The sequence below is a fragment of the Vibrio sp. GJ43-1 genome (genome assembly GCF_055808835.1).
This window is the reverse complement of sequence record NZ_CM147885.1, coordinates 153,102-177,840: the sequence shown is the minus strand read 5'-3', so window position 1 is coordinate 177,840 and position 24,739 is coordinate 153,102. Positions and strand designations below refer to the sequence as shown.

The 24,739-nt window shown below is 45.2% G+C and carries 35 protein-coding genes; 31 read left to right on the top strand and 4 right to left on the bottom strand.

The features are described from left to right. Positions 1 to 183 precede the first annotated feature (183 nt). On the top strand, positions 184 to 513 hold the full coding sequence (locus tag AC0L66_RS18025; protein ID WP_473570222.1) for a hypothetical protein: 330 nt from the start codon (positions 184 to 186) through the stop codon (positions 511 to 513). On the opposite strand, the gene AC0L66_RS18020 is transcribed toward AC0L66_RS18025, so the two are convergent. Further along, positions 514 to 975 (bottom strand): ogr/Delta-like zinc finger family protein, encoded by a 462-nt coding sequence (locus AC0L66_RS18020; protein WP_428751140.1) that lies wholly within the window; start codon positions 973 to 975, stop codon positions 514 to 516. A gap of 63 nt (positions 976 to 1,038) precedes the next feature. Next, positions 1,039 to 1,332, bottom strand: a complete 294-nt coding sequence (locus tag AC0L66_RS18015) for a hypothetical protein (protein WP_473570220.1) — start codon at positions 1,330 to 1,332, stop codon at positions 1,039 to 1,041. Between the two features lie 170 nt (positions 1,333 to 1,502). Between AC0L66_RS18015 and AC0L66_RS18010 the strand changes: the two genes are divergently transcribed. Beyond that, positions 1,503 to 2,417: an alpha/beta hydrolase gene (locus AC0L66_RS18010; protein WP_473570219.1), complete on the top strand. Its 915-nt coding sequence runs from the start codon at positions 1,503 to 1,505 to the stop codon at positions 2,415 to 2,417. A 199-nt stretch (positions 2,418 to 2,616) separates the two neighbouring features. Here AC0L66_RS18010 and AC0L66_RS18005 read toward each other — a convergent pair whose 3' ends face one another. Together AC0L66_RS18005 and AC0L66_RS18000 are read right to left on the bottom strand one after the other, a co-directional pair. Next, positions 2,617 to 3,648, bottom strand: coding sequence for a phage portal protein (locus tag AC0L66_RS18005; RefSeq protein WP_473570218.1), 1,032 nt, complete (start codon positions 3,646 to 3,648; stop codon positions 2,617 to 2,619). Next, a complete protein-coding gene (locus AC0L66_RS18000) occupies positions 3,645 to 5,426 on the bottom strand; it encodes a terminase large subunit domain-containing protein (protein ID WP_473570217.1) in 1,782 nt (593 codons plus the stop codon). The genes AC0L66_RS18005 and AC0L66_RS18000 overlap by 4 nt, the downstream gene beginning before the upstream one ends. A 166-nt stretch (positions 5,427 to 5,592) precedes the next feature. Between AC0L66_RS18000 and AC0L66_RS17995 the strand changes: the two genes are divergently transcribed. From AC0L66_RS17995 to AC0L66_RS17855, 29 genes are all read left to right on the top strand, one after another. Continuing rightward, the gene (locus AC0L66_RS17995) at positions 5,593 to 6,459 is read left to right on the top strand and encodes a GPO family capsid scaffolding protein (RefSeq protein WP_473570215.1); all 867 of its coding nucleotides are present in this window, start codon (positions 5,593 to 5,595) and stop codon (positions 6,457 to 6,459) included. Further along, positions 6,460 to 7,461 carry a phage major capsid protein, P2 family gene (locus AC0L66_RS17990; RefSeq protein WP_473570213.1) on the top strand — a complete coding sequence of 334 codons (1,002 nt, stop codon included), beginning with the start codon at positions 6,460 to 6,462 and terminating at the stop codon, positions 7,459 to 7,461. It begins immediately after the preceding gene. An 11-nt stretch (positions 7,462 to 7,472) separates the two neighbouring features. Next, positions 7,473 to 8,189, top strand: a complete 717-nt coding sequence (gene gpM / locus AC0L66_RS17985; RefSeq protein WP_372060133.1) for a phage terminase small subunit — start codon at positions 7,473 to 7,475, stop codon at positions 8,187 to 8,189. A 131-nt stretch (positions 8,190 to 8,320) separates the two neighbouring features. After that, positions 8,321 to 8,740, top strand: coding sequence for a head completion/stabilization protein (locus AC0L66_RS17980; protein ID WP_473570212.1), 420 nt, complete (start codon positions 8,321 to 8,323; stop codon positions 8,738 to 8,740). After that, positions 8,737 to 9,231, top strand: a complete 495-nt coding sequence (locus AC0L66_RS17975; RefSeq protein ID WP_428751131.1) for a phage tail protein — start codon at positions 8,737 to 8,739, stop codon at positions 9,229 to 9,231. Before AC0L66_RS17980 ends, AC0L66_RS17975 begins: the two co-directional genes overlap by 4 nt. Next, positions 9,215 to 9,871, top strand: coding sequence for a virion morphogenesis protein (locus AC0L66_RS17970; protein ID WP_473570210.1), 657 nt, complete (start codon positions 9,215 to 9,217; stop codon positions 9,869 to 9,871). The genes AC0L66_RS17975 and AC0L66_RS17970 overlap by 17 nt, the downstream gene beginning before the upstream one ends. Positions 9,872 to 9,886: 15 nt before the next feature. After that, a complete protein-coding gene (locus tag AC0L66_RS17965; RefSeq protein WP_473570208.1) occupies positions 9,887 to 11,008 on the top strand; it encodes a DUF2586 domain-containing protein in 1,122 nt (373 codons plus the stop codon). A 3-nt stretch (positions 11,009 to 11,011) separates the two neighbouring features. Then, complete coding sequence (locus AC0L66_RS17960) at positions 11,012 to 11,467, top strand: phage protein (RefSeq protein ID WP_473570207.1); 456 nt, start codon at positions 11,012 to 11,014, stop codon at positions 11,465 to 11,467. Between the two features lie 27 nt (positions 11,468 to 11,494). Beyond that, positions 11,495 to 11,701, top strand: a complete 207-nt coding sequence (locus AC0L66_RS17955; RefSeq protein ID WP_372060128.1) for a TraR/DksA C4-type zinc finger protein — start codon at positions 11,495 to 11,497, stop codon at positions 11,699 to 11,701. Positions 11,702 to 11,704: 3 nt separating this feature from the next. After that, positions 11,705 to 11,914 (top strand): phage holin family protein, encoded by a 210-nt coding sequence (locus AC0L66_RS17950; protein WP_250618020.1) that lies wholly within the window; start codon positions 11,705 to 11,707, stop codon positions 11,912 to 11,914. Then, positions 11,901 to 12,488, top strand: coding sequence for a lysozyme (locus AC0L66_RS17945; protein WP_473570205.1), 588 nt, complete (start codon positions 11,901 to 11,903; stop codon positions 12,486 to 12,488). The genes AC0L66_RS17950 and AC0L66_RS17945 overlap by 14 nt, the downstream gene beginning before the upstream one ends. Next, positions 12,463 to 12,804, top strand: a complete 342-nt coding sequence (locus tag AC0L66_RS17940; protein WP_372060126.1) for a hypothetical protein — start codon at positions 12,463 to 12,465, stop codon at positions 12,802 to 12,804. Before AC0L66_RS17945 ends, AC0L66_RS17940 begins: the two co-directional genes overlap by 26 nt. A gap of 22 nt (positions 12,805 to 12,826) precedes the next feature. Beyond that, on the top strand, positions 12,827 to 13,006 hold the full coding sequence (gene lysC / locus AC0L66_RS17935) for an Rz1-like lysis system protein LysC (protein WP_473570204.1): 180 nt from the start codon (positions 12,827 to 12,829) through the stop codon (positions 13,004 to 13,006). After that, positions 13,003 to 13,266: a putative phage tail assembly chaperone gene (locus AC0L66_RS17930; protein WP_473570202.1), complete on the top strand. Its 264-nt coding sequence runs from the start codon at positions 13,003 to 13,005 to the stop codon at positions 13,264 to 13,266. The genes lysC and AC0L66_RS17930 overlap by 4 nt, the downstream gene beginning before the upstream one ends. A 41-nt stretch (positions 13,267 to 13,307) precedes the next feature. After that, positions 13,308 to 13,451, top strand: a complete 144-nt coding sequence (locus AC0L66_RS17925) for a DUF6890 family protein (protein WP_372060123.1) — start codon at positions 13,308 to 13,310, stop codon at positions 13,449 to 13,451. Between the two features lie 25 nt (positions 13,452 to 13,476). Further along, positions 13,477 to 15,363: a phage tail tape measure protein gene (locus AC0L66_RS17920; protein WP_473570199.1), complete on the top strand. Its 1,887-nt coding sequence runs from the start codon at positions 13,477 to 13,479 to the stop codon at positions 15,361 to 15,363. Next, complete coding sequence (locus tag AC0L66_RS17915; RefSeq protein WP_473570198.1) at positions 15,363 to 15,710, top strand: DUF2590 family protein; 348 nt, start codon at positions 15,363 to 15,365, stop codon at positions 15,708 to 15,710. The genes AC0L66_RS17920 and AC0L66_RS17915 overlap by 1 nt, the downstream gene beginning before the upstream one ends. Beyond that, entirely contained in the window at positions 15,703 to 16,890 is a 1,188-nt protein-coding gene (locus AC0L66_RS17910; RefSeq protein ID WP_473570196.1) for a baseplate J/gp47 family protein, read from the top strand. The genes AC0L66_RS17915 and AC0L66_RS17910 overlap by 8 nt, the downstream gene beginning before the upstream one ends. Further along, on the top strand, positions 16,877 to 17,479 hold the full coding sequence (locus tag AC0L66_RS17905; protein WP_473570194.1) for a phage tail protein: 603 nt from the start codon (positions 16,877 to 16,879) through the stop codon (positions 17,477 to 17,479). Before AC0L66_RS17910 ends, AC0L66_RS17905 begins: the two co-directional genes overlap by 14 nt. Positions 17,480 to 17,492: 13 nt before the next feature. Further along, complete coding sequence (locus AC0L66_RS17900) at positions 17,493 to 18,119, top strand: phage tail-collar fiber domain-containing protein (RefSeq protein ID WP_473570192.1); 627 nt, start codon at positions 17,493 to 17,495, stop codon at positions 18,117 to 18,119. Next, complete coding sequence (locus AC0L66_RS17895; RefSeq protein WP_473570191.1) at positions 18,088 to 19,386, top strand: hypothetical protein; 1,299 nt, start codon at positions 18,088 to 18,090, stop codon at positions 19,384 to 19,386. The genes AC0L66_RS17900 and AC0L66_RS17895 overlap by 32 nt, the downstream gene beginning before the upstream one ends. Next, positions 19,379 to 20,209 (top strand): hypothetical protein, encoded by an 831-nt coding sequence (locus AC0L66_RS17890; protein ID WP_473570189.1) that lies wholly within the window; start codon positions 19,379 to 19,381, stop codon positions 20,207 to 20,209. The genes AC0L66_RS17895 and AC0L66_RS17890 overlap by 8 nt, the downstream gene beginning before the upstream one ends. Before the next feature lie 14 nt (positions 20,210 to 20,223). After that, positions 20,224 to 20,760 carry a baseplate complex protein gene (locus tag AC0L66_RS17885; RefSeq protein ID WP_473570187.1) on the top strand — a complete coding sequence of 179 codons (537 nt, stop codon included), beginning with the start codon at positions 20,224 to 20,226 and terminating at the stop codon, positions 20,758 to 20,760. Positions 20,761 to 20,769: 9 nt separating this feature from the next. Then, positions 20,770 to 21,459 (top strand): hypothetical protein, encoded by a 690-nt coding sequence (locus AC0L66_RS17880; protein ID WP_473570185.1) that lies wholly within the window; start codon positions 20,770 to 20,772, stop codon positions 21,457 to 21,459. Beyond that, positions 21,450 to 22,145 carry a hypothetical protein gene (locus AC0L66_RS17875; protein ID WP_280532025.1) on the top strand — a complete coding sequence of 232 codons (696 nt, stop codon included), beginning with the start codon at positions 21,450 to 21,452 and terminating at the stop codon, positions 22,143 to 22,145. Before AC0L66_RS17880 ends, AC0L66_RS17875 begins: the two co-directional genes overlap by 10 nt. Before the next feature lies 1 nt (position 22,146). After that, positions 22,147 to 22,344 carry a hypothetical protein gene (locus AC0L66_RS17870; protein ID WP_280532024.1) on the top strand — a complete coding sequence of 66 codons (198 nt, stop codon included), beginning with the start codon at positions 22,147 to 22,149 and terminating at the stop codon, positions 22,342 to 22,344. Between the two features lie 128 nt (positions 22,345 to 22,472). Then, a complete protein-coding gene (locus AC0L66_RS17865; protein ID WP_473570183.1) occupies positions 22,473 to 23,393 on the top strand; it encodes a hypothetical protein in 921 nt (306 codons plus the stop codon). Positions 23,394 to 24,042: 649 nt separating this feature from the next. After that, positions 24,043 to 24,417 carry a hypothetical protein gene (locus tag AC0L66_RS17860; protein ID WP_280532022.1) on the top strand — a complete coding sequence of 125 codons (375 nt, stop codon included), beginning with the start codon at positions 24,043 to 24,045 and terminating at the stop codon, positions 24,415 to 24,417. Beyond that, on the top strand, positions 24,387 to 24,722 hold the full coding sequence (locus AC0L66_RS17855) for a DUF8164 family protein (RefSeq protein WP_473570181.1): 336 nt from the start codon (positions 24,387 to 24,389) through the stop codon (positions 24,720 to 24,722). Before AC0L66_RS17860 ends, AC0L66_RS17855 begins: the two co-directional genes overlap by 31 nt. The last annotated feature ends 17 nt before the right edge of the window (positions 24,723 to 24,739 follow it).

Sequence of the window (24,739 nt, the reverse complement as noted above, 5' to 3'; positions counted from 1 at the left end):
GGGTGATCCGGCTATTGACACTCTGAATCAAGTTGGCACTATTAATACACCCTCCTTCCTAATCCTCCCTTCATTCAGCTTTTTATTAAGCACAGTTGCGCCATAACATATTTGGTTCTGCAAACAAAATACGTCTAGTGGCGATCACTTGTTTCTAAATCGAATTGGTTACAGTGCTTGTGTATGGAAAATAACCCAAGGAAAAAGAAGATGAGTGAAGTGAGTCAAAAAACAGCTATAGAATACTGTATGAATATACAGTATATTTATGGGGTCGTTGGTAAGGGTATTGATATGAAAGAAGAAAAAAAGCTATTTCAATTGGCGCTTGATGTGATCATTGACGGAGTTTCAGTGAGTATGCCTGCGGAAGGGCGTGCTGAAGCGGGAGTGTTGTTGATGAGAGGATTAGTGGCGAAGTACCCTCACTTAATTGATGCTGAAAAAACAAAAGCCATTCAATCGATAATTGAAATGGCCGATGAGGTAGAAAGCCCTGAGTTTAGGTTGTAATTAGAACATCGATAGCTGAAGACTAAGCTCCTGCCTCTTTTCTGGGGGCAGAGCCTTTACCAATGAATTAGCCAGTTGATGTGTTGTTTTTGATGATGGGCTTAATGTGTGGCTAAAGTATAACGACATAACAAATTGATGTTCACATGCTGGGTTTTTGCATTCACAATAAAGGTCTGCGCAATCATTGGATAGGCGGTTGGTTTTGTTGATTACCGCCCGTTCTCCGCAACCACAAAAAACACGGGTACCAAATACTTTACCAAACAGAGGCTTGCTGGCTGCACCAATCCCCAGGTGAAGCTTTGAAGGCTTTAAAGAATGTTTATACCCCAGCGCACTCACAAAGGTGTGGCCGCAATCTGGGTTTGAACATGAACAAGATAACTCCGCGCAATTCGCATCCGCTGCTTTGCTTCTGCTAACAATCGCGCGTTCACCGCATTTGCAATAAACTCGCATACTTAACCTAACTCGCTGACTGACCTTGATATAGTAGATTAAATACTGTGCGTTTGTACAGGTTTAATGGGGGTGTGTGTGCGGTGAAATCCCCAACTTTGGGTGGTAAATATTGGTGATTTCATGTGAGGCGAGATTGATGAAAATACGGGAATACTGAGAAAGAACGTCTTCACTAGTCAGCGCCAGAATGAATAGGATATCGGGTAGGCTTTGGTCATTCATTCTGTGAAAATCAATCTCATCATGATGTGTCTTTCCGACCGCGATTTCCAGAGATCGAGTGAAGTCGTTTAAAGCTGGTTTTTCAGCTTTTACGAATTTGAGAAGGGTGAGCAGTTCGGTTTTTGTGTTCATGTTGCTATTTAAGCAAATTTAGTTGGAAGATTAGTATGAGATAAGAGGTGATAATTGCGAGTGACGTCTTAGGTAATTGAACATCACACTATTAATACAAAGGTAAGGAAAGTCGTGAAAACTATCCTATAAGAACATGTACAACTTGTTTAGTAATCAGAATTGAAGGTATGAAAAATTTTAAGCTAATAGCGGTGTTGGCAGTATCCATGGTGATGTTTGGGTGTGCTTCTACAGAGCAAGCGCTACCAAGTGAACCTGTTGTAGATAACGAGTCATATACTATGGTTGATGTTTTCTTTGCTACAGATCGGGCAATCGAAAATGAACAAGACGTTTACGAATATTATGGTGCCGAGCGCGCGGATGTGACCTACGGTATTGCTGAAGTATCCATTCCTCAAGATCATGAAATTGGTGCGTTGGAATCACCCACGTGGTGGAAGTTTGAATTCTCTGAAGATCCAGATAAGCATGTCGTTTTACAACGTATCTCGCAGTTCGAAAAAGAAAATTACTTTGAGAAGTTAAAGGGCAGAGTAGGAGTATCAAGTGACAACGATTTGCTTATTTATGTGCATGGCTACAATGTGACGTTTTCAGATGCAGCGAGAAGAACTGCCCAAATGGTTTATGACCTGAGCTTCGACGGAGCAGCGGTATTTTATAGCTGGCCTTCACATGGGAAAATGTTGAAGTACACATCAGATGAGGTGAATGTACAGTGGGCTCAAACACATATTACAGCGTTCTTGAAAGATGTTGTTGAAAAGTCTGATGCTGAAAATATCTATTTGATTGCCCATAGTATGGGAAATAGGGCTCTCACCCGCTCTTATGTTGATTTGATGAGGAGTAACCCTGAATTTTCAGGCAAGGTTCGGGAAGTCATCCTTGCGGCACCAGATATAGACGCCGATGTGTTTAAGAGAGATATAGCTCCTGAAATGGTTAAGTCCAATACCCCAATAACGCTATATGCTTCATCCGAAGATATACCCCTTAAAGTATCGCGTGAAGTGCATGCCGAGTTACCCAAGGGCAGGGGATGCTGGAGAAAACTTAGTGGTATTAGATGGAGTTGAAACCATCGATGCGACTAATGTTGGTACCGGATTTCTAGACCATTCATATTACGCTGAAGAACGCCCTGTTATTTCTGACATTTTTAATATTCTTCATCATAGTATGAGGGCGTCTGACCGAGCGAGTTTGACCGAAGTACAAACTGGAGATGGAACTTATTGGAAGTTTAGGCGTTAGTGGGTCATAACTTAAATACCGTTAATCCGTGTTGACGGCCATTGTTCTATCAAACTCCAACTTCAGTGACCTAGGGATCTCTGGGTCACTGTTCACTTCATCCATTATCAGCTCACATACCGGAATGATTTCATCTTTGGCGTACTCGCTGCCAATCTTGATCGGGTCACCTAAACTGGTTGTGCCTTGCGGGATAATGCCTGCTTTGCCTAATGGAAAACGGTGGCCTACTAGGATGTCTTGCGCGGTAATGTTCTTAATTCGTTCGAATTCATCTTTAGTGGCAATATCGCCAACCGGAATTAATTGAATACCTTTCTCTTTACCGTTCGGGATGTTCACAAACATGCTGCGGAAATTGCCCACGCCCTTAGAGCTGGCAATGGTCTCCTTCATCATCTCTTCATCCGCTTCGCTTAAGCTCGGGTCTGTTGCGTAAAAGATAAAGCCCATGTGAGCGCCGTTCTTGTAATAACGGCGGCGAAACAGTGTGGCATCTTTGTTTAATAAGCTGCTTTGGATACTGCCTAAGTAGTCGGGTAAACCATAAATCTGCTGTTGCGGATCATACTGTGGCAAAAATATCACATCGTCTTTGCGGTATTCTCGCTGTTGGTTGTCGCGTTCTAGAATGATGAAGTTGCCATTTTTACGTTTACGCAGGTACATACCTGGCAATGGGTGTAACCGCACCACCCGCTTAAAGCCGTCTCGAATTTTTAAGAACCCAGCATGACCAAAAGTGAAGTAGTCACGACAAAATGCTTGAACGTGTCGACGGCGAATCGCACCACCTTGCTGGAATCGTCCTGCTACGTAGTTGGCTCGAGCGATTAGCAAAGAACCATGATAAGAGTTGGCTCTGGCAACATCGGCCAATCCCGTTGGCGAAATGGGTGGTTCCCAGTAATTCTCTGAATCGTTGTAAAACAAATCTGAGTAGGACGTCATCCAACTATTGCTATCAATGGCTTCTGATGCAGAGTCGATGTGATAGACAGATCCGGGTGCTTGTTCTTCTTGTTTGATTAACGTTTCGGTTTGCTCGGTCATGCTGCAGTCGCCCAAGTTGATTTAGTTGGTGATGAATGGTCTAACGGCTCATTAATAATGGCGTGAGAGATGGCCCAGAATGCATCGGCGTGACCTGTGGTTTGGCTACGCTCTGCTTTGAATGTCATTGCATTGCCGCTGGCGGTTGGAACTCGTTTAATTGCCATAAATGCCATGGCAATGTCTTTGTGTTCAGCATCGAATTGAAGCCGCTTAGCTTCTATAATGTCGATCATCTTCATGACGAGACGGTTTTTGTTTTCGTTGCTGTAGTGAATGGCGTGCGCTTCACGTGGGTGTTTTTTAGAAATTAAGTCCCAAACACCGCCACCAATGCCCGTGGTATCTACGCCAATGTAAGTGACTTTGTAACGTTGAAAGACTTTGTCTATTTCAGACACGTGATACTGGAAGTTGAGCCCTTTCCAGTAGTGCTTTTCTAGAACGCGGAATTTTTCCCCTGCGACGGCAGGTGGCGCGATGACCACCAAGCACGCGTTGTCTCGAGTTCGGCTTGGGTCATAACCCAACCAAACCTCACGGTGGGCGAAGGGCTGCTTATGGTTTGGTTTGAAGTCCTGCCAGTGGTCGGCATCCACCATGCTTTTTTCAAGGTCTGAGAACTTGAAGACAGAAAGTGACCCATCAACAAATATGCACATGAATAGGTTGTTGAAGTCGTCTTGACTATATTCTTCACGCAGTTCGTCAATGTCGAATAGGTCACAGCCACCGTTGGCGGCATCTTCAATGGTGACTACATAACGCCACTGTTTATCGTCACAGAGTCGGCCACCGTCGCGAAATTCTTCAAACGTTGGGAATTCAATTTTCTCGCGAGATTCTTTGCCTTTGCGCCATTGGTCACCTGTCCAGAATGGGTAAGCCTGGTGCATTTTTGACGACGGTGTAGAAAAGTAGGTTTTACGCCACTTCTTATGTGTCGCCATTGCGGAAGCGAGTTTGTTCAGCTCATCAAATTTGGGTATCCAGAAGTATTCATCCACATAAACATGGCCGTGGTAACTCTGGGCGGTTTTGCTGTTGGTTGATAAAAAGCGAAGTTCGGCACCGTTTGAAAGAATGATCGGGTTGCCGGTTAACTCGATGTCTAAAAACTCTTTGCCAATGGCAATAATGTAGCTGCGGAAAACCTCTGCTTGAGCGCGAGAGGCAGAAAGGAATATTTGGTTATCGCCCGTTAGGATAGCGTCTTCTAGTGCTTCACCACTGAAGTAATAGGTGGCCCCGATTTGGCGTGACTTAAGGATGTTTCGAATACGCTGCTTTATGTTGTTACGCATGGTGTGTTGGTATTCGAACAATGATTCATGCCAGGCTACAAAGTCACCTTCGCCAAGGTGTTCAATGTTATTTTTGCCTTTTCCTTTCTTCTTACTTCCGCCATTACCATTACGGTTTTTATTAGATGATTCGGAGCTGTTTGTCTTTGAGCTGCCTTGCGAAAGCATTCGCTCTGCTTTGGCTTTTGCATCGGCATTCGCTTTTAGCAGTTTGACGTGATGGTCTATGAGTTTATCCATCTCTTTAAGCTGCTGATCGCTTTTCTCGTCTTTATCAATTAACACGGCCAATCGGCGGTTAATCATTTCCTCTACGGACAGTTCGTTTAACAACAAAGCCCAGCCGAATTTCTCCGCCCAGGTATAAATGATGCGGTCACTATTTAAGTTAAGTTGCGCCGCTATTTCTTTTGGAGGTACTCCGCGTAAATAAAGCTTTTTCGCGGCCTCTTTTATTTCATCTGAATATGCCATAGCCGCATCATACGCGCTGAAAATGCGCAAATGACTAACCAAAATTCGGATGAATTCGGATACGGATAAAATCCGAATTTCTCGGAATTGAAGTGGCTGAAAGCACTAAGTCAAAGGCGTATTGTTGGCTCAAATGAAAATGTGAATAACGAATTTGAGTACGTAAATGCCTAAGACGAGTGACTGGAAAATCGTAGCGACAGAAGGGCCAACCGTAGATGGGCGAAAAATCACCCGTGAATGGTTAACCCAAATGGCGGAGTGCTATTCACTTGACGAATATCCTGCATTGATTTGGCCAGAGCACCGTAGATTTTATGGGTTTGGTGAAAACTGGGGCAAGGTTGTTGAGCTTAAAGCGGAAGAAAAAGACGGGAAAATGCGTCTTTTTGCCAAGCTAGAGCCTAATGACTACATGCTTGAAGCCAACCGTAAAAAGCAAAAATTATTCACTTCTATTGAGCCAAATCCTGATTACAAGGGCGAAGGACGTTGTTACTTAATGGGCCTAGCTGCGACTGACTCCCCAGCATCCACTGGTACTTCGCTACTTCAATTCTCCCGTAAAGAGGGCGAAACCACTCGCCTTGAATGTAGTCACCTTGAAGAAATCAATCTTGATGAATGTTTTACCCGCAGTGAGCGATTTTTTTCGATGTGCCATCAATTCTTTTCCTCTGGCGAAGATAGGCCAGAGAATTCATCGCAACCAGAGGATAGCGACGTGACCGAAGAGCAACTACAAGCCGCACTACAAAAGCAATTTAGTGCTTTTAAAGGTGAGTTAAAAACCGAACTTACCAACGAACTCAAGCAAGAGTTTAGTAAGCAAGAATCTGAGCCAGAAACAAAGCCGGAAGTTAAACCAGAAGGCACAACAGTAGAGCAGTTTTCTGCAGCGCTGGAAGAAAAACTTAATCCACTCGTTGAGAAAGTGGCTGGCTTAGAAAAGAAATTCAACGACCTTTCACAAGAAGTGCCGGGTCAAGAGCCGGAAGGCGAGGGCGCAAACACCACTATGGAGTTCTTCTAAATGAGCAAGGCACATTTTAAAACCTACTTAGCAGAATTTATCAGCGGCACTCTTAAAGCTGCGAGTGCCGAGGCAGACGAGAAGATGTTTTCTATTACACCAGTAATGGAAACCAAACTTCGTGAAGCACTAAAACATTCTCATGCTTTTCTCGGCATGATCCACACCGGGCTTGTTGACCAAATCCAAGGTCAAGTTGTTGATGTGGGTGACGACGGTCTATCTACTGGCCGTGCGGCTGGTCGCTTCAGTGTGGAAGTCGGGCAAGATGGTAATACCTACCAGTTAGTAAAAACGGATTCTGGAGCGCATATCCCTTGGGAACTTATGACCCAGTGGATTAATTCTGGCAGTAAAGGGCAGTGGATGAACCTAATGAAAGGTGCCATCACTAAACGCTTTGCACTAGACATGCTTCGTATTGGCTTTAACGGTACAAGTGTTGCAAACACCACCGACCCCGCTGCTAATCCACTTGGACAGGACGTTAACAAGGGCTGGCTTACGCTTGTTAAAGAGAAAGCACCCGCACAAGTTCTTGCGGCAGCAAAGCTTGACTCAACAGGTGCAACGGGAGATGCCTACAAAAACTTGGACTCGCTAGTCCAAGATCTAATCAACACAACCATCGCCGAGCAATCTCGCCAAGATGATGACCTAGTTGTGGTGATCGGTTCGAACTTGGTCGCAGCAGAGCAGCACCGACTACTGGAATCAGCAGACACACCGACTGAGCATAAAGCGGCTCAATCCCTGGCGAAGACTATTGCTGGCAAAAAAGCATACACCCCACCGTTCTTCCCTGCGGATGCGGTTTGGGTAACTAGTTTGAAGAATCTACAAATCCTTACTCAGTCGGGTACGCAGTGGCGTAAGCAAGAGAACAACACTGATCGTATGCGATTTGAGAGTAACCATATTCGTATGGAAGGTTATGCAGTTGGCCGACTATCTAAATTCGCTGCAATTGAATCAGTAACTGTTATAGAGCCAGCGGCTTAATGGAGTGAAAAATGGTTAGCCCATTAGCAAAACAGCGGAAGCAATTACTTGAAAAACAGGCTAGCCAGTTTGCACCGGAGGTTGTTTCTGGTGCAGACACTAATAGCTTGCACATCAAGCTGATTGACTTCGAAGAAGACCGCAAGCATTTACGCACTTTTAATGCGATTGCTGACCGTGTTGAGCATAAACGCAATGTGTTGGTTCCGAAATACAAGCCGTATGTTCAAGCCTATTTGGAAAGTGGTGAGCAATTTGAAAACCCAATCTTTACCAATTTGGTGATCTGGCTATTCGACATTAAAGAGTTGGATACCGCGATTGATTGGTGCATGACGGCCATAGAACGTGACCTGCCAACACCAGAAAACTTCCGTCGTAACTGGCCGACATTCTGTGCCGATGAAGTTCTAGCGTGGGCTGAAAGTGAATCAGAACGTGGTAATTCAATTGAACCTTACTTCTCCAAAGTATTTGAGAAGGTTGAGAAAGAGTGGCGCCTGCATGAAAAAGTGGAAGCCAAGTGGTTCAAGTTCGCGGGTTTGTATCTGATTCGAAATGAAGACGGCCAACCGCAAGCCACAGCAGTTGGTAATTTGGAAACGTTGGAAAAGGCTTTGGGCCTACTTCAACACGCACACAATAAGCACTGCAAAGTGGGTGTGGGCACGCAGATAAAGAAAATCGAACAACGCATTCGTGCCATTAGAGACGGTACGAATCTTTAGTCAGTAATAGAAAAGACTCCTACGCCACCGCGCCTCGGCTGGCAAGAGTGCAATAGCAAACGCTCATTGTGACTCGTTGACCCAGTGGCTAGAGGCGCACCTATTTCGTAATTGGAAAGCAAGGAATCGAAATGAGCTTTGGTGGGAAAGTGAACAGCGCAGTAAATGCCGCCTTACCAGGTGAAGGTTGGCCGGATTTATCAACCGATGAATTCCGCCAATTGCGCCGTATTCCCCACACCTTTGATAACGATTCTATGGCTGCAGCCGTGAGTATTGCGGCTTTGAATATTCAGCAGCGACTTGAAAGCCTGTTGGTTGATGCCAACCCGCCAGTGCTAAGCGCAGAAAAAACAGCCGTATATAAGCGCGCAGTTTATGGTTTGGCCCATGCTGATCTTTTACCAGAGTTCGCCACGCAGGACCGCCGAAAGGAAGGTGAAAGCGTAGCAACGGATGAACCAGAGCAAGAGGCTCGTTTTATCACCCAAAGTAATCAGGATGTGCGTTTGCTACTTGGCCGCAGTGCCAATGGGATTGGTTCGATATGAGTGACACGGTTTACAACAAAACCAAGCTTGAGCATTTAACTGGTTACATTGTCAGCCACCTAAACAGCAATGTGCTTAATAACAAAATTGATGCTTGGCAAGAAAACGGTTCGATAGTGCCAAGCGGTGAAGACCGCGGAAACAACGGTTATATCGCGTGTTATTGGAAATACAACGCCGTGGTATCGGTTGAAGAATTTCCGCACCAGAAGTTAGACCCACGTTGCTTGTTAGCTCTGGTTGCCTGTTGGTTAAGCGACCATGAAGAAGACCGAAACGAACAGGAACTAGAAGACCCAACGCTGTCGGTAGATGTGATCAGTAGTGAACTGGCGGATGTGAGTATAGAGCTTGAGTTGATGGAACCTATCGAGTTGGTACCAGATTCAGAAGCCGGAATGATTACCTGGCGCGGCATTAAATATCGAGTTCAAGCTGTAGAAATTTATACCGCAGAAGAAGCGGAGTTGGTGAATGAAACCGACGGTTAGTGCGAATAAAAGGGATGTGCTCAACATGCAAGAGAAGCTTGCCATGTTAGCCCTTCCACCTAAAAAGCGCATTTGGATTTTGAAAACGTTAGGGCGCTGGGAAAAAGCCAATACGCGTAAACGGATTCAGCAACAAAAAGACATTCACGGGAAAGCACTTGCGCCACAAAAAGGTAAGAAACGCGGCAAAGTGATGCGCCGTATGGCGAAAGGACTAACCCCTTATGTACGAAACGCCAACAGGCTAGACCTAACTTGGAATAACAAACTCACCGCAAAAATTGCAGCCAGACACCATGTGGGTCAAAAGCAAAAAATGACCGCACGGCAAATGCAAAAGCGATGGGGAACACCAGACTACTCTGCGCCTTGCTCCAAAGGGCAGGCGAGAAAGCTAAGGGAACTGGGCTACACGGTACCAAGGAAAAGCGGCAAAGGGCGGAAAAAGCCTAGCCTTCGTTTGTTAATGGACACCGTTACCCATGGGCAAGCAGGGAAAATTATTCGAGAGCTGAGCAATCAGCCCAGTGTGACCGCTTGGGATATCCCGTTAGCACAACGCCAAATATTAGGCAGTAAAGAACGCGAAGTCACCCGCCAACTCATCACCATTTTTGAGCAGGCCAAGACGCGAAAATAAGCGAGGAAACAACCAATGGCAACCGGAAAGGTAGAGGTAAACAACCTCAATTTAGGGCAAGGCGGGATACCAGAAATAGAACGCCACTTGCTCTATATCGGGCGCACCGATAAAGCGGAACTGCAAGGCAAGGTCACGCGCGTAAACAACATGACCAACCTTGATGAAGTGGTGGCAGATGATGTGTTAGGCGCAAACATCAAAGCCGCGCAGCTTAATGGCAAACAAAACTGGACGGGTGCCATCTTCGGTTTGGCCGTGGATGATACTTGGCAAGAAGCCGTAGACATTGCCAACCGTACTGACTCGTTTGAAGGCGTTTGCATTGTTGATGTGGTGACCGATAAAGCGCAGTTCACGGCCATGCAAGACAAAGCAACAGAGCTCACGAGCAAACTTGGCCGTTGGGTGTTCTTCTTGGCTGCGTGTCCTGGCATTGATGCCGATGATCAAACCTGGTCGGATTATGAAACCGCCATGCTAGCCCTAGTGAAAGATGTGGCGGCAAACATGGTCACGCCAGTACCAATGCTTAACGGCAATAACATGGGTGTTTTGGGTGGCCGTTTATGTGACCGTGCGGTCACCGTGGCCGATAGCCCAATGCGAGTCGCAACAGGCAGTTTGCTTGGCTTGGGTGCAATGCCGATTGATAGTACGGGTAAGCCATTGGAGATGAGCACTATTTCAGCATTAGCTGATGCCCGTTACTCATTACCGCAATGGTATGCGGATATGGAAGGGGTGTACTGGACGGATGGTTGCACGCTAGAAGCCAAAGGTGGCGACTTCCAATACCTTGAATACGTTCGTCCGGTTCACAAGCTTAATCGCCGTGTTCGTATTAAGGCGATACGCCGTATTGCTGACCGAATCCTTAATTCGACTCCACCAAGTATTGAGCTCAACCGCACTTACTTCAGTAAAGACATGCGCGATATGTCCAAGACCACTGAGATTGGCGGCATTCCGTTCCCAGGTGAAATCATGCCCCCACGCGATGAAGATGTGTCGATTCAGTGGATGACGAAAACCAAAGTCAACATTGGCTTAATGGTTCGCCCTCATAACTGCCCGAAACACATTGTGGTCAACATTGGGCTTGATCTCTCTAACCCTGCCGATGTGGAGGCATAACCAATGAGCATGCGTATTTCTGGCAAGAACATGCACTTTTCAATGGGCGACTACAAGCTAAAAGCGCAAAAAGTCACCCTATCTATTACCGACAATTCAGCCGTGAACAAAACCTCTGGTGTACCTGATGGTTGGGTAGATGGCGATGTAGAAGCAAGCGGTGAAATGGAGCTGACCACTCAGCAGTTCAACCAAATGAGCAAGGCAGCCAAACAAGTCGACTCTTGGCGTGGACTGCCGGATTTTGATTCGCTGTTCTACGGCAAAATTGATAAAGACGAACTGAAAGTAGAAGCCTTTGGTTGTCGTATCAAAATCTCTGATCTGCTTGATGTGGATTCCAATGGTGCGAATGCATTGGTTCATAAGTTGCCGTTTGAAGTGACCAGCCCAGATTTCATCAAAATCAATGGTGTCCCATACCTGCGACCAGATGAAACCGAAGACTTGGTTCAGTAACTTTTTGCTTAATAGATAGGAGGCGTAATGTCTGATGTTATCGACCATGCCAGTGGCCTTGAAGCCCAATTCACACAAGTGGCGCTTGCTCACCACCTGGCAAGGGCTAAGCAAAATGAACAACGGGAAAGTGCACAGGATTGCGAAGAATGTGGCGACCCAATCCCTGAGCAACGCCGTCAAAAAGTGCCAGGGTGTCAATACTGCACTCAGTGCCAATCCTCAAGGGAGTGATGAATGCGCGACTGGCTAGATAAAATCACCGCAGGCATAGCGTATTTGTGTTCTGTATTCGGTATCGCTGTCAGCCAAATGACGATGGAACACTGGTATTTCCTGTCTTCTATCGTGCTCGGGGTAATTATGGCGGGGGTTAACATTTGGCATAAGCGCAATATGCAGCGCATTGCCAAGGAAAAGGGAGTAGTCATCAATGAAGCTGGCTAAAAAGATAGTGTGTTCGGTTGGTGTGGTCATCGCCTTAATTACGGGCGGGGCAACATTAGGTACCCATTCAGTGGCACCTACAGGGCAAGTGGTGGTTGCTAATGAAGCGCTAGGCGAACTTCGAATCAGTCCGAAAGGGCTAGCGATTGTTGGCAATATGGAAGGGTGCCGATTAGACCCATACACCTGCCCATCAGGTTTAACAACCAATGGCATTGGCAATACGCACGATGTGCCGGATCTCATCATTACCATGAACCAAGTGGCCAAGGATTGGGTGAAGAACTTGCAAGGTGCAGAGCGCTGCATTGCAAGAGCCGAGAAACAGTCGGGGGTAGCGTTATCTCAGGGCCAATTTGATGCCTTTGTCTCTTTTGCTTTTAACACGGGATGCCCCCGTTTTGAACGTAATCGAAATGGCACCAAAACTCGCATTTATAGTCACCTTTTGGCGAGTCGTTATCAACAAGCGTGCAATCAATTGCCGCGATGGGTTTATGGTGCAGGGAAGAAGCTACCTGGTTTAGTGAAACGGCGGAGGGCGGAGCATGCTCGCTGCATGGAAGTGGATTAAGTGGGGTGGGCTCGCGTTGTTCATTGGTTTATTGGTACTGCAGGGGTTTGCGCTTAAGGCGAGTTACGCCAAGCAAGATCTTCTTCAAATCAAGTTAGATAAGGCAGAGCAGGACAACCAAACCAATCAACGCACGATTAACACGCTTAAACAGGATAACCAGCACATTAACCAAGTGTTGGTTGCTCGCAAGAAACGACAAATTACTCAGCGTCAGGAACTAGAAGATGAAGTACAGCAGCTCAAACAACAGATGGAAGGTATTGAATGCGTTATTCCTAGCGCTGTTACTGACCGCTTGCGCGAGCACTACTAAGACGACAGCAACCGAAGTGATCGTGAAGCTGCCACCTGCTGGTTTGATCGAGCCTTGCTATAAACCCACAGTGTTCGGTACATGGCCAGAGGTGGTGACCGATGACATACCCAATTTAAAAGCCGCACTCGGAGAGTGTGCAAAACAACCCGATGAATATTTAAAATGGCGTGCGATGCACGAACAGGAGACACAACAATGAGCAAGTCAATTGTACTAACTGTCGGCAATACCGATATTGAATTTATCCCAACCCCTGCCGAGTACGATGAAGCGCAAAACACCATTCTACAAGGTGATGCGAGTAGCGCGGCGCACAACTTCTTAATGAGCTGTGTCAGTGAAGATTCAAAAGATGCGTTACGCGAAATTACTAATAAAAACGCAGGGGCGGCGACACAGATTTATGGCGCCGTTCTTAAAGAGTACGCGCCTAAGCTCGCTATCTCAGTAAAAAAATAGATGCGCTTGTCGCGGCTGTAGAAAGCAGCGACAGGCAAAAGATGTATGCGTGGCGGCGAAAGTGGCTACCTAATGAGCCGGATACTGATCAGAACCTTGCTTACGCGATTTGGTTAGAGACAAACCATTGGGAAAACATGCAAGCCGTCACCGCTAGCGGTGTAGCGAAAGGGTTTGGCGCCTAAGCCTATTTGTTAACAGGGACCAGTAATGTTACCAGAAGCACTCAGATTTCAAGTTGGATTGATTGACCAGATCTCAAAACCTCTGGGCAATATTCAACGTCATCTGGATGATGTCACCAATACCTATCGTCAAGGTACCCATACCATGATGGCGGGTGCGGCTGGCATGGTGGGTGCAGGTTTCGCATTGCAAAAAGCGTTGATGCCAGCGATTGAAATGGATAGAGCGTTAGGCGAAGTAAAGTCTTTGGGTGTGGCTGATGACCAATTGAAAACTCTTACGTCTACCGCGATGAAATTTTCGGTTGAATACGGTAAGTCCGCGACTGACTTTGTGGCCGCGTCTTACGATATTAAATCGGCGATGGGCAATATGAGCGGTGATGAACTGGCAGGCGTAACAAGAAGCTCTGCTATTTTGGCCGCCGCGACCAAAGCGGATACCGCCACGATTACCAACTACATGGGCACCATGTACTCGGTATTCAAAGACCAAGCGGATGACATTGGCAAAGATAACTGGGCAGAACGCGTCGCAGGGCAAACCGCGAAGTCCGTGGAGCTATTTAAAACCAACGGGCAAGGCATGTCTGATGCTTTCAAAGGGGTGGGCGCATTGGGTAAAACTCACGGCGTCGCCATGGAAGAACAAATGGCTATCCTCGGTATGCTGCAGGGCTCGATGTCAGGCAGCGAAGCAGGGACTCGTTACAAAGCGTTTTTGAGTGGCGTAGTGAAAGCTCAAGATGACCTAGGCATTTCCTTTACTGACAGTAACGGAAAGATGCTGCCCATGTTCGACATTATGAACAAGCTTCGTAATGAGTTCGGTGAGCTGGATTCAATGGAGATGGCCAAGCTGAAAAAGGCATTTGGTAGTGACCAAGCGCTATTGGTTATCACGGACTTAATCGGCAAAACGAACGATCTAAAGTCTAATGTATCCAGCCTAAACAATGCCGCGAATTTAGATACCGCCGTCAATATGGCGCACACCATGACCGACCAATGGGAAAGACTTGAGCAAGGTGTATTTGCGGTTCGCACCGCGTTTGGAGCTGCGTTACTCCCTGCACTGCTACCAGTGATTTCAAGCTTAGCTGATGGTGGTATGGAAATCATCGAATGGACCGAGATGTTCCCGAACCTCACGAAATATACTGGCTTTGCTGCGATAGGAATTTTAACCGCAGCGGCAGCGGGTGGTGCATTTACGTTAATGATGGGCGTAGGTAAACAAGCGATGGCAACTTACATGCTCACAATGAAGCTGTTTACAGGTGTGAATCTTCTACTGACTAAAGGTATGGCAGGGCTGCGCGTAGTGATGCTTGCCACAAATATTGCCATAGTCGCGAACCCAATCATCCTAATTGTTGGCGCTGTCATTGCTGCCATCGCTGCCGTGGGTGCTCTGATTTACTACTGGGGTGATCTTAAAGCATCGTTCGGTGACACAACGTGGTTCCAAATTTTAGAAGGGTATATTGAGCTCATTACCTTGCCATTCCAGAAATTATTCCAATTCCTATCAGCAGGTTGGCAATGGGTGATGAGTGGCTTCACCGATACCAGTGGCTTTGCCTTCATAGGAGAAATGGCCGAATCGATGCGAAACATTTTTGGAAGCGTGTTTAGTTGGTTCACTCAGAAGTTAGCGGGTATTTGGGAAAACCTGAAAGGGTTAGTTGATTGGCTACCAGGTTTTGGCGGTGACGATGAATCTATTCAAGTGAAATCTAAGTCAGTACAAAGCGCGACCCCTTACGCACAAATTCCGCAAGGTGGCGCGGCCAAGAGTATTGCCAACTATCAAACCAGTTCCACCAATTACGGTGGCGTGGCGATTTATCCCACCTACATGAGTGACCCACAAGACATGGCGAGTGAACTAGAAATGGCGGCAGGCTAATGGAAAATTTCAAATACCAAGACTTGCTGATTGAAAACGGTGATGTGGTGCTAGATGCAGGCCGTAACCCGGTATTGATTCAAGATCGAGCCGTGATCGCCCAAGATATTAAACACGCCATCATTGAAAGTAATTTAGCAGTTGAGCTCATTGCAGAGCGCAGTCCATCAAAGAAAGCCGATATTCGCACCAAGTTGGAATTGTTGGTTGAAGAGGACGTTCGTTTGGTACCTGGTACTGTGCGATTAGAAGAACCAACAGAAGGCACGATTTATGTTTTCGCCACGACTGCAGACTTTGGCGACGTCACACTTGATATAAAAACTTCGGAGACAACCAATGTCTGAGATTCCTAAGCCAGATTACGCCGAGCTGGTCAAGCAATCCGGTATCCCTACCGATGAAGCCAGTTGGAAAAAAGTGCTTAAAGAGGAAATGGAAAAGGAAGAGTGCATTATCTCTAACGATTCGCCTTTCTCCCCGTTCTGGCGCTTGATTGAATCGGCAGTGGTGAAAGTAACCTTGTGGCTCATCACTACTTTATTGGTGGGTTACGTTCTGCCAAACATGTTTGTGGCAACCGCTGTCGACCAATGGTTAGACCTACTTGCTTGGCAGTGCAAGCTTACTCGTAAAGGGGCAACTAAAGCTAAAGGACTGATCGCTTTCCAACGCGCTGCAGCGAAAGGGCCTGCGTTAGTCATTCCCAAAGATACATGGATTCAGACCGAACCAATTAACGGCAATATCTACCGTGTTCGTGTGCTCGCTGATAACACACTGGCAGAAAACGAAACCATGATCATGGTCGATGTTGACGCGGAAAGTGAAGGTGCTGCCTACAACCTTGGCGAAGGTTACTACCATATTTTGCCTACTGCGATTCCAGGCATTGCAGCAGCAACGAACCCAGCCGAATGGCTAACCGCTGCAGGCGCAGACAAAGAAAGCAACGATGAGCTTCGCTTACGTATCCGTAACCAATGGAGCGCGGTGGCTAAATGGCACATTGATGCGGCTTACCGTTCACTGCTAACAAGTCGCGCAGGCATCAATGATGACAACGTGTATTTTGAGCATAACGCTCCACGTGGACCAGGTACCGCGAACGCTTATATTTTGCTTGATACGGGTGAACCATCACCGGAAATGCTGACCGACTTAAACACCTACATTCGTAATCAAGGGCAACACGGTCATGGTGATGATTTGCAGGTGATGGCAATGCCAGAAACTCAAACCGATATTGTTTGCCGTGTGTGGCCGCTTCGCTCACTCACGATGGATGAGCGCACCCAGTTAAAAGCAGCCGTTGAGAAGTTCATTGGTGCGGCATTCCGCGAGAACACCGATTATTCGCCAACAGTAACCAATCCGGTATTGCGCTTTAGTTTCTCCAAGTTGGGCCAAGAGCTACATGGCCAGTTTGTACAGATTGAATCACTAGAATTCGATAACGCCGACATCATTAACAACATAACGGTGCCACGCATTCAAACGCTGGAGGTATCCATTGAAAATACCTGAGATAAACCTGCGTTACTGGATGGGTAGAGGCGAACTCGCCAAGTTCGCTCGAGCAATGCGTAATTACTGGGAGCATGTGAAAGCCGCATTTGAAATGCCGCTGCAACAGCATGACCCACTGACCGCCCCAATTGCTTTGATCAATATTTTGGCTTGGCAGCGTGGAGTGGAAAAGCTCGGTCAAGAGCCCGAAGAACTGTTTCGTATCCGTGTAGCTCATGCCTATGGTTTTGCCCGTGATGCAGGTTCGGTATCTGGCTGGGAAGACATGTTTGTAAAGCTTGGTTATCCGCACATTGCTCAAGATGAAAGGTTAGTAAACGTCGATTGGGATGTGATCAGCCTGAAAATCCGAGACGGTGATTTAACCAATGTCCCGAAGTTATTAGACACAGTAGTACGTCAATACGGGCGTACCTGTCGCCGCTATCAATACACCAGTTATGTCGAAATGCCGTTGGCAGCGCGAAGCAAGAACATTGAAGCGCAATACTCAGCGTCACACGTTAAGACACGACTAAACGTTGGCATGTTACCAAGTGTGCTCAATGTCGATTGTGAATATTACCAAGCCACAGTGAAGGGCTAAGGAATCAATAAAAATGGCAAATACCACTGATAAGTCAATTTTAACAGCCGCAGGTAAAGCACTGTTGGCGCAACTTAATGCCGAAGAAAAGCCACTGATCATCGACAAGATGATTTTTGCCAATGTGCCTAATCGCCCAGAGTTCCCACAGCCAGATGATGTGGTACCCACTGATCATGTCGTTCACCAAGAAGGTGTTGAGCAGCGTGGCCGACTATCTGCAGACTCGGTAATTTACAGCACGACATTGACCAGTGATGTTGGCCCGTTCGAATTTAACTGGACGGGTGCGTACTGCTCTGAATATGGCGTATTGGTCACTATCGACCATCATGCACTAACACCAAAGTCAGCTGACGAACCAGGTATTGCAGGTAATACTTTGGTGCGCTCTGTCGTACTTGAGTACAAAGACATTGCTGAAATCACCAACATCACGGTGGACGCTTCATCATGGCAGTACAACGCAACGCCACGTATGAAGAAAATGGATGATGATGTGGCCCAAGCTATCATCGACCAGAACGGCAAAGATTGGTTTATCGACGACGGTTTCTTGGTTACACCTCAAGCGAGTGCGTTCAATATCAAAGCGGGTGCTTGGCTATGTGTCGGGCAACCGTGTCACTCTAGAATTTGACCGCAATGTTCAAGTCCCTAACAAGCCTTCATTCATCTACGTAGACGCGCACCGCGAAGGCACACCAACAGGCGAACAAGTCACGCTGTTTGATTTTGTGGTAACTGCAGAAGAGAAAGACGATTACATCGACGCAAATGGCGTGAAGCACTTTGTTTGCAAGATTGCTCAAGTGTTGGCTGACGGAAGCGTTAGTGATTTAAGGCCTGAGGGTGAGAGTGCTGGGAAGAGCTGGGTTACACAAAACCATGTACCAAATGAAAAAAGTACACTGGCTATAACAGTCAAAGAAACAGGACTAGCTCGCGCTCTTAAAACCAATGGCTATGCAGTGGAGGGTGATGGTGGTGCATGGGATTTTATATTTACAGGGAGTGTTATCGAAGGAAGGGCCGCTAGTTCAGATTATTTAGCGTCTGAGTTTCTTATTTATGATGTAAATGGCCGTGAATTTTCAGCCGTAGGAAAACCTAGCTTAAAACGTATTGGCTGCAAAAATGGCGCTGATATTTCTGATTTGCTTATTAAGTTGGGCTCTCGCGTCATAAAAACATATATTGATGTTGATGGAGGTGATTATCAAATATCAAAGTTATGTGAGTTCTCATCAGATATAAACTGGAACGTCACTTCGGATACAAAAATAACAGCAACACAGGAAATGCAAGCTGGCTTAGTATTTTCTGGAGAACCAGAAGTATATGGCTCAAAGTTAGACTTGGATATGGCTAAGTTGGATTATGGCTGTGGTATTTGTTCTCGAAATCACTTACCAAAGTTCACTAACGTTAATGTTTTTAACGTCAACGGGCCAACAGTTATTCGTTCTGTCGAACTTCCCGAAATCATTGATGGTAAATTAATTCGTGGTTCAACGGGTCCATTACAAAATGACTACGGATATTTGAGACGTCATAATTATGACCGTGCTGATTATGGTCCTCACATTTATGGAGCCAGAGACCCAGCAGCCGATGCCGGATCGTTTTGGCGCTTTGTCGGTGAGTTTGAGTTCGTTGGCATGGTTTCATCTCCAAGCTGTGGCTCGCGCGGTAGCTTGTATTTTGCTTCTGATCTTAGAAAGGTTACCCGTGATGGAGGGACATTTGAAGGAGCTCCTACGACAGGGTCTAACTGTTATACGTGTGATACGGTGCATGAAAAAGGTGGAATATTCCTAAATATTAACCGAGGTCCAACCGTAGGTAAGAATTGCCGAAATTATAAAATTACTAACTGGATTGCGATTGGTTGTTCCTATGCTTAGCGCTAGTGTGGACTTACGTGATGATGGTAATCCACCCGAAACGGAAGAGTATCCGTTAGGTTATGGCGTGGTATCTGGCGGGGTTACTCGTGAATGCGGGTATATGTTGTTTGTTAACGGTAAAGCAACGTCCATATCTAACAACACTAGTTATGACCATAAGGATAAAAACTCAGGAGCCATTCGAATCAATGGTGGCGGTAAGGTTTGGGTAGATGGAAATTCTTGTTGGGGATGTGGTGATAACCCTTGGATTAGCGCTGGTAATGGCACAACGTTGCAATTAGGAGTGAATAATCACGACAGTACAAACAATGTTCCTATTAGAACATCTGATGGACAGAATTCACTTATCCAGGATCGATTAATACAGATTGTCGATGCAAGAACGAAAGCAACTTATGCAGATGCTTCAGATAGAGACACCCATTATCAAGCAAACCTAAACCAGTTAAATCATGGTATGGTTGTTAAAGTGGGTTCCGTTTTTTACGAATGGGAAGGTGAGTCCTCTCCAGGTAGTTATGACAGTAGTCTATTTAAGCAAGAATCAAATTATGATGTTTCAGTTTCTAGTGATGTAGATATTGTTCGAATTGACTCGCAAGAGATTCCTGTACGCTTACGTTTCCCTGATATGGATTATGCAAATATCAGAACAGAGTGGAAAATTTTGAGACGAAATGGCCAGTCTCCAATTGAGTTTCTGGTTGCCAATGGAGATGGCGGTTTCTTTGGTGGGAGAGAAATGGATGGAACTGTCAGATTTGCCAGTGTTATGGCATCAAGCTTCAAAGAATATTTATCGTCTCTCCCTGCCTAAGGAATTTGACTTAGATGCTAACTTTAAACGGCGCCCAACTCCCACTAAAGAACTTACGCATTAGCGTTCGTCAGCAATTGGCCGGACAGGATATGTCCGGCCAGACCTCGGCAACCGACCAAGCGGAAACAGGTAGTAAAGGTAAAATTCTGACCGTGAAAGGCGTGATCCCTTTTACCAAAAAACAGCTATTAACCAATTTGTTCAGCATGGCGGAAGCACAAGAAAACGATGCTCGCCAAATCTACCGCATTAGCAATAAAACGGCAGAAGCCTTGAAAATTCGCCAGGTGAAATTCCAAGGCGCAGTTCGTGCCGATGAGCAAGATTCTCATAGGCAATGGAGTGTTTCATTTGAATTGGTAGAGCATCTATCGGTGCCAGAGCGAGTCGAGCAACGCCAACTAGACAAACCTGCGGTACAGCAAAAAGTGCAAGGTGTGAATACTCCGGTTGAAGCTGGGCAAAGTGACGATGTACCGCCAGGTACCGACGTGGAGCTAACAGGCTTTATGAAAATACTTAAAGCTGCTGATAACGCTTTAGCTTAGTGGTGGATTATGACAGCGAACAATAAGTTTTTGTGTCGTGCTTATGTTGGTAAAGACAAAGCCAAAGTAAAAAGCCACCGAATTGTCTTTAGTGAAAATACGCCAGGGCGATGTGAGCTGGCATTAGAAGGAAGCCACGAGGTAAACACCATTATCGCGGTGGATATTGGTTGGGGTGATTCAATCGATCGGGTCTTCCTTGGTTACATCGAACGTGTTCAGCCAGCCGAAAAAGGTTGGTCAAAAGTGTTTTGCCGCGAATTAGCGGCAATACTTTACAAGCCAATTAACATCATCATGCGCCACCCAACACTTATGCAGCTGCTTAGCGAAGTGACCAATAAAACGGGCCTTCAATTTGTGGTACCAGAGAAAGCCTACAGCAAAACGGCCATTCCTTGTTTTTATAGCGATGGCAACGGCTATCGAGTCATAGACGAATTAGCTCAAGCGTTCAGCATTGATGGCTTATTCTGGCAGCAACAGGGCAACGGGCAAATTTACGTAGGCAGTTGGAAGGATTCATTCTGGGCAAATAAGCCCGTTACCATACCCAATGAACTTATGACAAACCACACGGCCAACAAGTCGGTAAAGATACTGACTATTCCAAAACTAAAACCAGGTGTTGTAGTGAATGGACTTCGCTTAGTTGGTGTAGAATTTGAAGGAACGGAGGCAAAGCTAACATGGATGTGAATGTTATTAAGCGCATTATCTTTAGGTTGTTTCCAGAATTCACAGGTCAGTGGCATTTGCCAAGATGGGGCAAGGTGGTCGCATTGCCAGAATTGCCAGAAGAAGGTGATTTGTCTGATCGCTTTTATCCTCACTATGCCGTGGATGTTCAGTTACTCGATGAAAAGGGCATGGAATACGAAGACAAACCACCACTGCAGGCGGTACCGCTTCCGGTTCCTGGTCTTGGTGATCATGCTGGCAGATTAGAGCCGCCTGCTATTGGCTGCATTGTAGAGTTAGGTTTTATGTTCGGCCAACCGGACAAACCTTTTATTCGGTGTGTTCTTCCACTTGGGTTCAAGTTACCTGGTATCAAAGAAGGTGAAAGCCGATACCAACAACGGCAAGGCGTTTACCAGTTGGTAGACCAAGACGGAAACTTTGAGCGAAAGACAGATAAAGATGACAAACTGGAATGTCTTAACCAACGCATCAAAGTATTGGAAAACCGTTTAGCCGAAATTGGTGGTGACCACAAGGAAACCGTCAAAGGTAATAAGGCAATCACGGCTAAGAATATCACCGAGAATGCAGATTCAATAAAGATGAATGGTGGTAAAGGAGTATGCACAGGCGCAAGTATTTGCCCGTTTATGGGGAAACCGCATGTAGATGTATCAACCACCGTATTTGCAGGTAAGTAATATGGCACTAAGCAAAGCATCATTGAAACAGAAGTTAAAAAATGAACTGAAAGCACAAGGTTTTGTTCTTGAAGGTGAATTTGCTATGGCAGGGAAGATGGCAGAAGCCATTGCTAACGCAGTAGTGGACGAAATTACTCAGAATGCCCAAGTGCCAGTAACAGGCGGCAGCTCAGTCGGGACGTATAAAGTTACTTGATAGTTTTGTATTACGCTATGAGACAAGCGATCAAATCACAACAGATAGCTAGAAGTAACAATTCGACAAAGGAAATGTGATTATATATGATTGATATATAGAATAATTTGTCAAATTTGGCCTTTTGCATGAGATGGTTTAAAAATAGTCACACACGCAATATTTACTTTGCTTCAGGTGTGGAAGATTACTTAACGGATAGCGCAAAAAAGCACAGAAGAAACTTGATGTATGCGTCTTTTGTGGTTTTGGTTCTATCTATTTTTAACCTAGATATAATTCCTGTACCAGCTAAAGAGTTTTCATCATTATTCGGATTTAAGTTAGTCGATAGTAGTGCTGCTCAGCAGAGTCATGAAGTAAATAGCTTATCAACAGGGATTTCCTTCACGGTAGTCATTGGTTTTATGTCATTGGTTTCTTTTTGGGAAACAATAATGCTGTTTTCATACCAAAAACTGTGTGAGAGCCATTGGTTTGGTGATTCTGTAACAAAAGGGATAGATGAGAATGGAATAAAAGAGTTAAAGAAATTTGAAGAAATAGAACTTATATCTTATGAATTTGAAAACAGTGATGCTTTGATGCAAGCAATTCAACAAGCGATAGATAGTTCTAACTCATTACTATCACAAGCTCACATGCAATTTCGAGGTGAGCTGAAATATAGTGCAATGATTCTTCAAGAAACTGATGAAGAGACAAGAGGTATCATAAATAAATATGACGTTACAGAATCAGAGCTAATAGAGAACCGAGTTGATAGGTTCCAGAAGGAAGTGGAAAGAAAAATAGATCACTTAAAGAGAACTCTAGAAAAAAATGCTATTGATAGGCTAGATAACATAATACGCGCGAATGAAGAATGGAAGGTATACATTGAGCACCAAGCTCAGAGCAACATAAATACTTATCAAAAGCTGTTTAATCAACTTAATAAGGTGGCGCGTCCAAATACCCGCGTTCAACTCGCGGAATTCTACCTACCCCTCGCTTTTGGCGTAGTAGCTTGTTTTTTAGGAGCTTACCAAATACTAGTCAATTACTAAAAAACAAAGCAATATTGAGCGCTCAAATAAGAGCGCTTTGTTGTATCTAGCCTACCTATCAAAAAAACACACCAACGCAACTATGCCCTATGCCTGACCTCCAACATGCATCATTAAACTTTTGGTGACGGAATCCGCACTCCTCCTCCCCACCTACGACGTTTTCGAACTGGTTTTTTCGAAATTTTGATTTAGTGAAAATTTACAGGGCTAGGTGAAGCGTAGAGCACGCGATAAAGCCTTTTGCTGTAAGGGTTTCGGGTGATATGAAAAGCCGCTAGAAACGCCTTGTAGAGAGCTTAAGAAAATTTCAATAACTGCGTTTTTTTTCGATAAATTGCAATTATAACGATCTGCAACGATCTTGTTTGTTTTTGTAACTTATTGATTTTTAAATATTTGATGTGTTTTTCGTCAGTTTTTTGAAGATCTAATGTGTAAGTTGAGGATCTCTCTTGCTGGCGTCGAGGTCATATAGGACAAGGCTTAGAGCCGGAAAAACCAAAAACAAAAATTTCGAAAGAAGGAATGGAGAATTAGAAGAGAAGAAGTGGGATTCAAATTGAAACTAAGGGTTTATGTTGTTGGTTTCGTGTGACTATAGTGGCATATTGATAAGTAATTAATTGGTTGAATATGATAGTAGGTTATGAGCGCTGAAATTAAACATGTAGAAGTTTGGGAAAAACCGAGAAATGGAAAATACGCCAGCGACTCAGGAGCCTATGAAATGGTATTGCGTATGCTTACTCCTGTAGTCGATCCGGGAGATCAAGTCATAGTAGAACAATTGTTCACAGGATACGGGCAAATAACTTCTTCAAAGCTCACTTTTTACCCAAGTGATGACGTTTTCTGTTCTGAGGAATCCTATGTTTTACAAGATTTATATGAAAATGAGGATGGGAACTTTTGCTTTGGTAAAACGAGAAAGAGTTTCCAAGAAACAGGCATTACTTTTATTTTGACAAACTCCGGTTTGCGCCATCCTGGATGGGACCAATCAACACTTTTTTTGATGTAACTGAAAAAGATAGTGATCTTCCAATGATACTTACAGAAACGAAGCAGGAAGAAGCACCATTTAAGTATTGCCTAAAAACAAAAAAATCACTTAAACCTGGTAACTATGCGTTAGAGTATTATTTCACCTATCACAATGGAAAGGAGTGGAAGAACTCAAGCAAGAAGGTTGAATTTAAGGTTAGAAACTTTTTAGAAAGAAATGACTTAACAATAGGTGTGATTGCTATAGCAGCTTCGGTATCAGCTTTGCATCGGTTTACACTACTCCCTTTATATAAGTGGCTTGTATCTTTTTTAGCATAACTACAATCAATTGTGGC

Bases quoted from the DNA above. Each gene is read 5' to 3' on its own strand.
- AC0L66_RS17915 (WP_473570198.1), top strand. From the start codon at position 15,363: ATGGAAAATTTCAAATACCAAGACTTGCTGATTGAAAACGGTGATGTG.
- AC0L66_RS17910 (WP_473570196.1), top strand. From the start codon at position 15,703: ATGTCTGAGATTCCTAAGCCAGATTACGCCGAGCTGGTCAAGCAATCC.
- AC0L66_RS17880 (WP_473570185.1), top strand. From the start codon at position 20,770: ATGACAGCGAACAATAAGTTTTTGTGTCGTGCTTATGTTGGTAAAGAC.
- AC0L66_RS17870 (WP_280532024.1), top strand. From the start codon at position 22,147: ATGGCACTAAGCAAAGCATCATTGAAACAGAAGTTAAAAAATGAACTG.
- gpM (WP_372060133.1), top strand. From the start codon at position 7,473: ATGGTTAGCCCATTAGCAAAACAGCGGAAGCAATTACTTGAAAAACAG.
- AC0L66_RS17975 (WP_428751131.1), top strand. From the start codon at position 8,737: ATGAGTGACACGGTTTACAACAAAACCAAGCTTGAGCATTTAACTGGT.
- AC0L66_RS17900 (WP_473570192.1), top strand. From the start codon at position 17,493: ATGGCAAATACCACTGATAAGTCAATTTTAACAGCCGCAGGTAAAGCA.
- AC0L66_RS17965 (WP_473570208.1), top strand. From the start codon at position 9,887: ATGGCAACCGGAAAGGTAGAGGTAAACAACCTCAATTTAGGGCAAGGC.
- AC0L66_RS17990 (WP_473570213.1), top strand. From the start codon at position 6,460: ATGAGCAAGGCACATTTTAAAACCTACTTAGCAGAATTTATCAGCGGC.
- AC0L66_RS17925 (WP_372060123.1), top strand. From the start codon at position 13,308: ATGTATGCGTGGCGGCGAAAGTGGCTACCTAATGAGCCGGATACTGAT.
- AC0L66_RS17950 (WP_250618020.1), top strand. From the start codon at position 11,705: ATGCGCGACTGGCTAGATAAAATCACCGCAGGCATAGCGTATTTGTGT.
- AC0L66_RS17875 (WP_280532025.1), top strand. From the start codon at position 21,450: ATGGATGTGAATGTTATTAAGCGCATTATCTTTAGGTTGTTTCCAGAA.
- AC0L66_RS18000 (WP_473570217.1), bottom strand. From the start codon at position 5,426: ATGGCATATTCAGATGAAATAAAAGAGGCCGCGAAAAAGCTTTATTTA.
- AC0L66_RS17885 (WP_473570187.1), top strand. From the start codon at position 20,224: ATGCTAACTTTAAACGGCGCCCAACTCCCACTAAAGAACTTACGCATT.
- AC0L66_RS17995 (WP_473570215.1), top strand. From the start codon at position 5,593: ATGCCTAAGACGAGTGACTGGAAAATCGTAGCGACAGAAGGGCCAACC.
- AC0L66_RS17960 (WP_473570207.1), top strand. From the start codon at position 11,012: ATGAGCATGCGTATTTCTGGCAAGAACATGCACTTTTCAATGGGCGAC.
- AC0L66_RS17940 (WP_372060126.1), top strand. From the start codon at position 12,463: ATGCTCGCTGCATGGAAGTGGATTAAGTGGGGTGGGCTCGCGTTGTTC.
- AC0L66_RS18020 (WP_428751140.1), bottom strand. From the start codon at position 975: ATGCGAGTTTATTGCAAATGCGGTGAACGCGCGATTGTTAGCAGAAGC.
- AC0L66_RS18025 (WP_473570222.1), top strand. From the start codon at position 184: ATGGAAAATAACCCAAGGAAAAAGAAGATGAGTGAAGTGAGTCAAAAA.
- AC0L66_RS17865 (WP_473570183.1), top strand. From the start codon at position 22,473: ATGAGATGGTTTAAAAATAGTCACACACGCAATATTTACTTTGCTTCA.
- AC0L66_RS18010 (WP_473570219.1), top strand. From the start codon at position 1,503: ATGAAAAATTTTAAGCTAATAGCGGTGTTGGCAGTATCCATGGTGATG.
- AC0L66_RS17920 (WP_473570199.1), top strand. From the start codon at position 13,477: ATGTTACCAGAAGCACTCAGATTTCAAGTTGGATTGATTGACCAGATC.
- AC0L66_RS17980 (WP_473570212.1), top strand. From the start codon at position 8,321: ATGAGCTTTGGTGGGAAAGTGAACAGCGCAGTAAATGCCGCCTTACCA.
- AC0L66_RS17890 (WP_473570189.1), top strand. From the start codon at position 19,379: ATGCTTAGCGCTAGTGTGGACTTACGTGATGATGGTAATCCACCCGAA.
- AC0L66_RS18015 (WP_473570220.1), bottom strand. From the start codon at position 1,332: ATGAACACAAAAACCGAACTGCTCACCCTTCTCAAATTCGTAAAAGCT.
- AC0L66_RS17855 (WP_473570181.1), top strand. From the start codon at position 24,387: ATGGGACCAATCAACACTTTTTTTGATGTAACTGAAAAAGATAGTGAT.
- AC0L66_RS17945 (WP_473570205.1), top strand. From the start codon at position 11,901: ATGAAGCTGGCTAAAAAGATAGTGTGTTCGGTTGGTGTGGTCATCGCC.
- AC0L66_RS18005 (WP_473570218.1), bottom strand. From the start codon at position 3,648: ATGACCGAGCAAACCGAAACGTTAATCAAACAAGAAGAACAAGCACCC.
- AC0L66_RS17930 (WP_473570202.1), top strand. From the start codon at position 13,003: ATGAGCAAGTCAATTGTACTAACTGTCGGCAATACCGATATTGAATTT.
- AC0L66_RS17970 (WP_473570210.1), top strand. From the start codon at position 9,215: ATGAAACCGACGGTTAGTGCGAATAAAAGGGATGTGCTCAACATGCAA.
- AC0L66_RS17955 (WP_372060128.1), top strand. From the start codon at position 11,495: ATGTCTGATGTTATCGACCATGCCAGTGGCCTTGAAGCCCAATTCACA.
- AC0L66_RS17860 (WP_280532022.1), top strand. From the start codon at position 24,043: ATGAGCGCTGAAATTAAACATGTAGAAGTTTGGGAAAAACCGAGAAAT.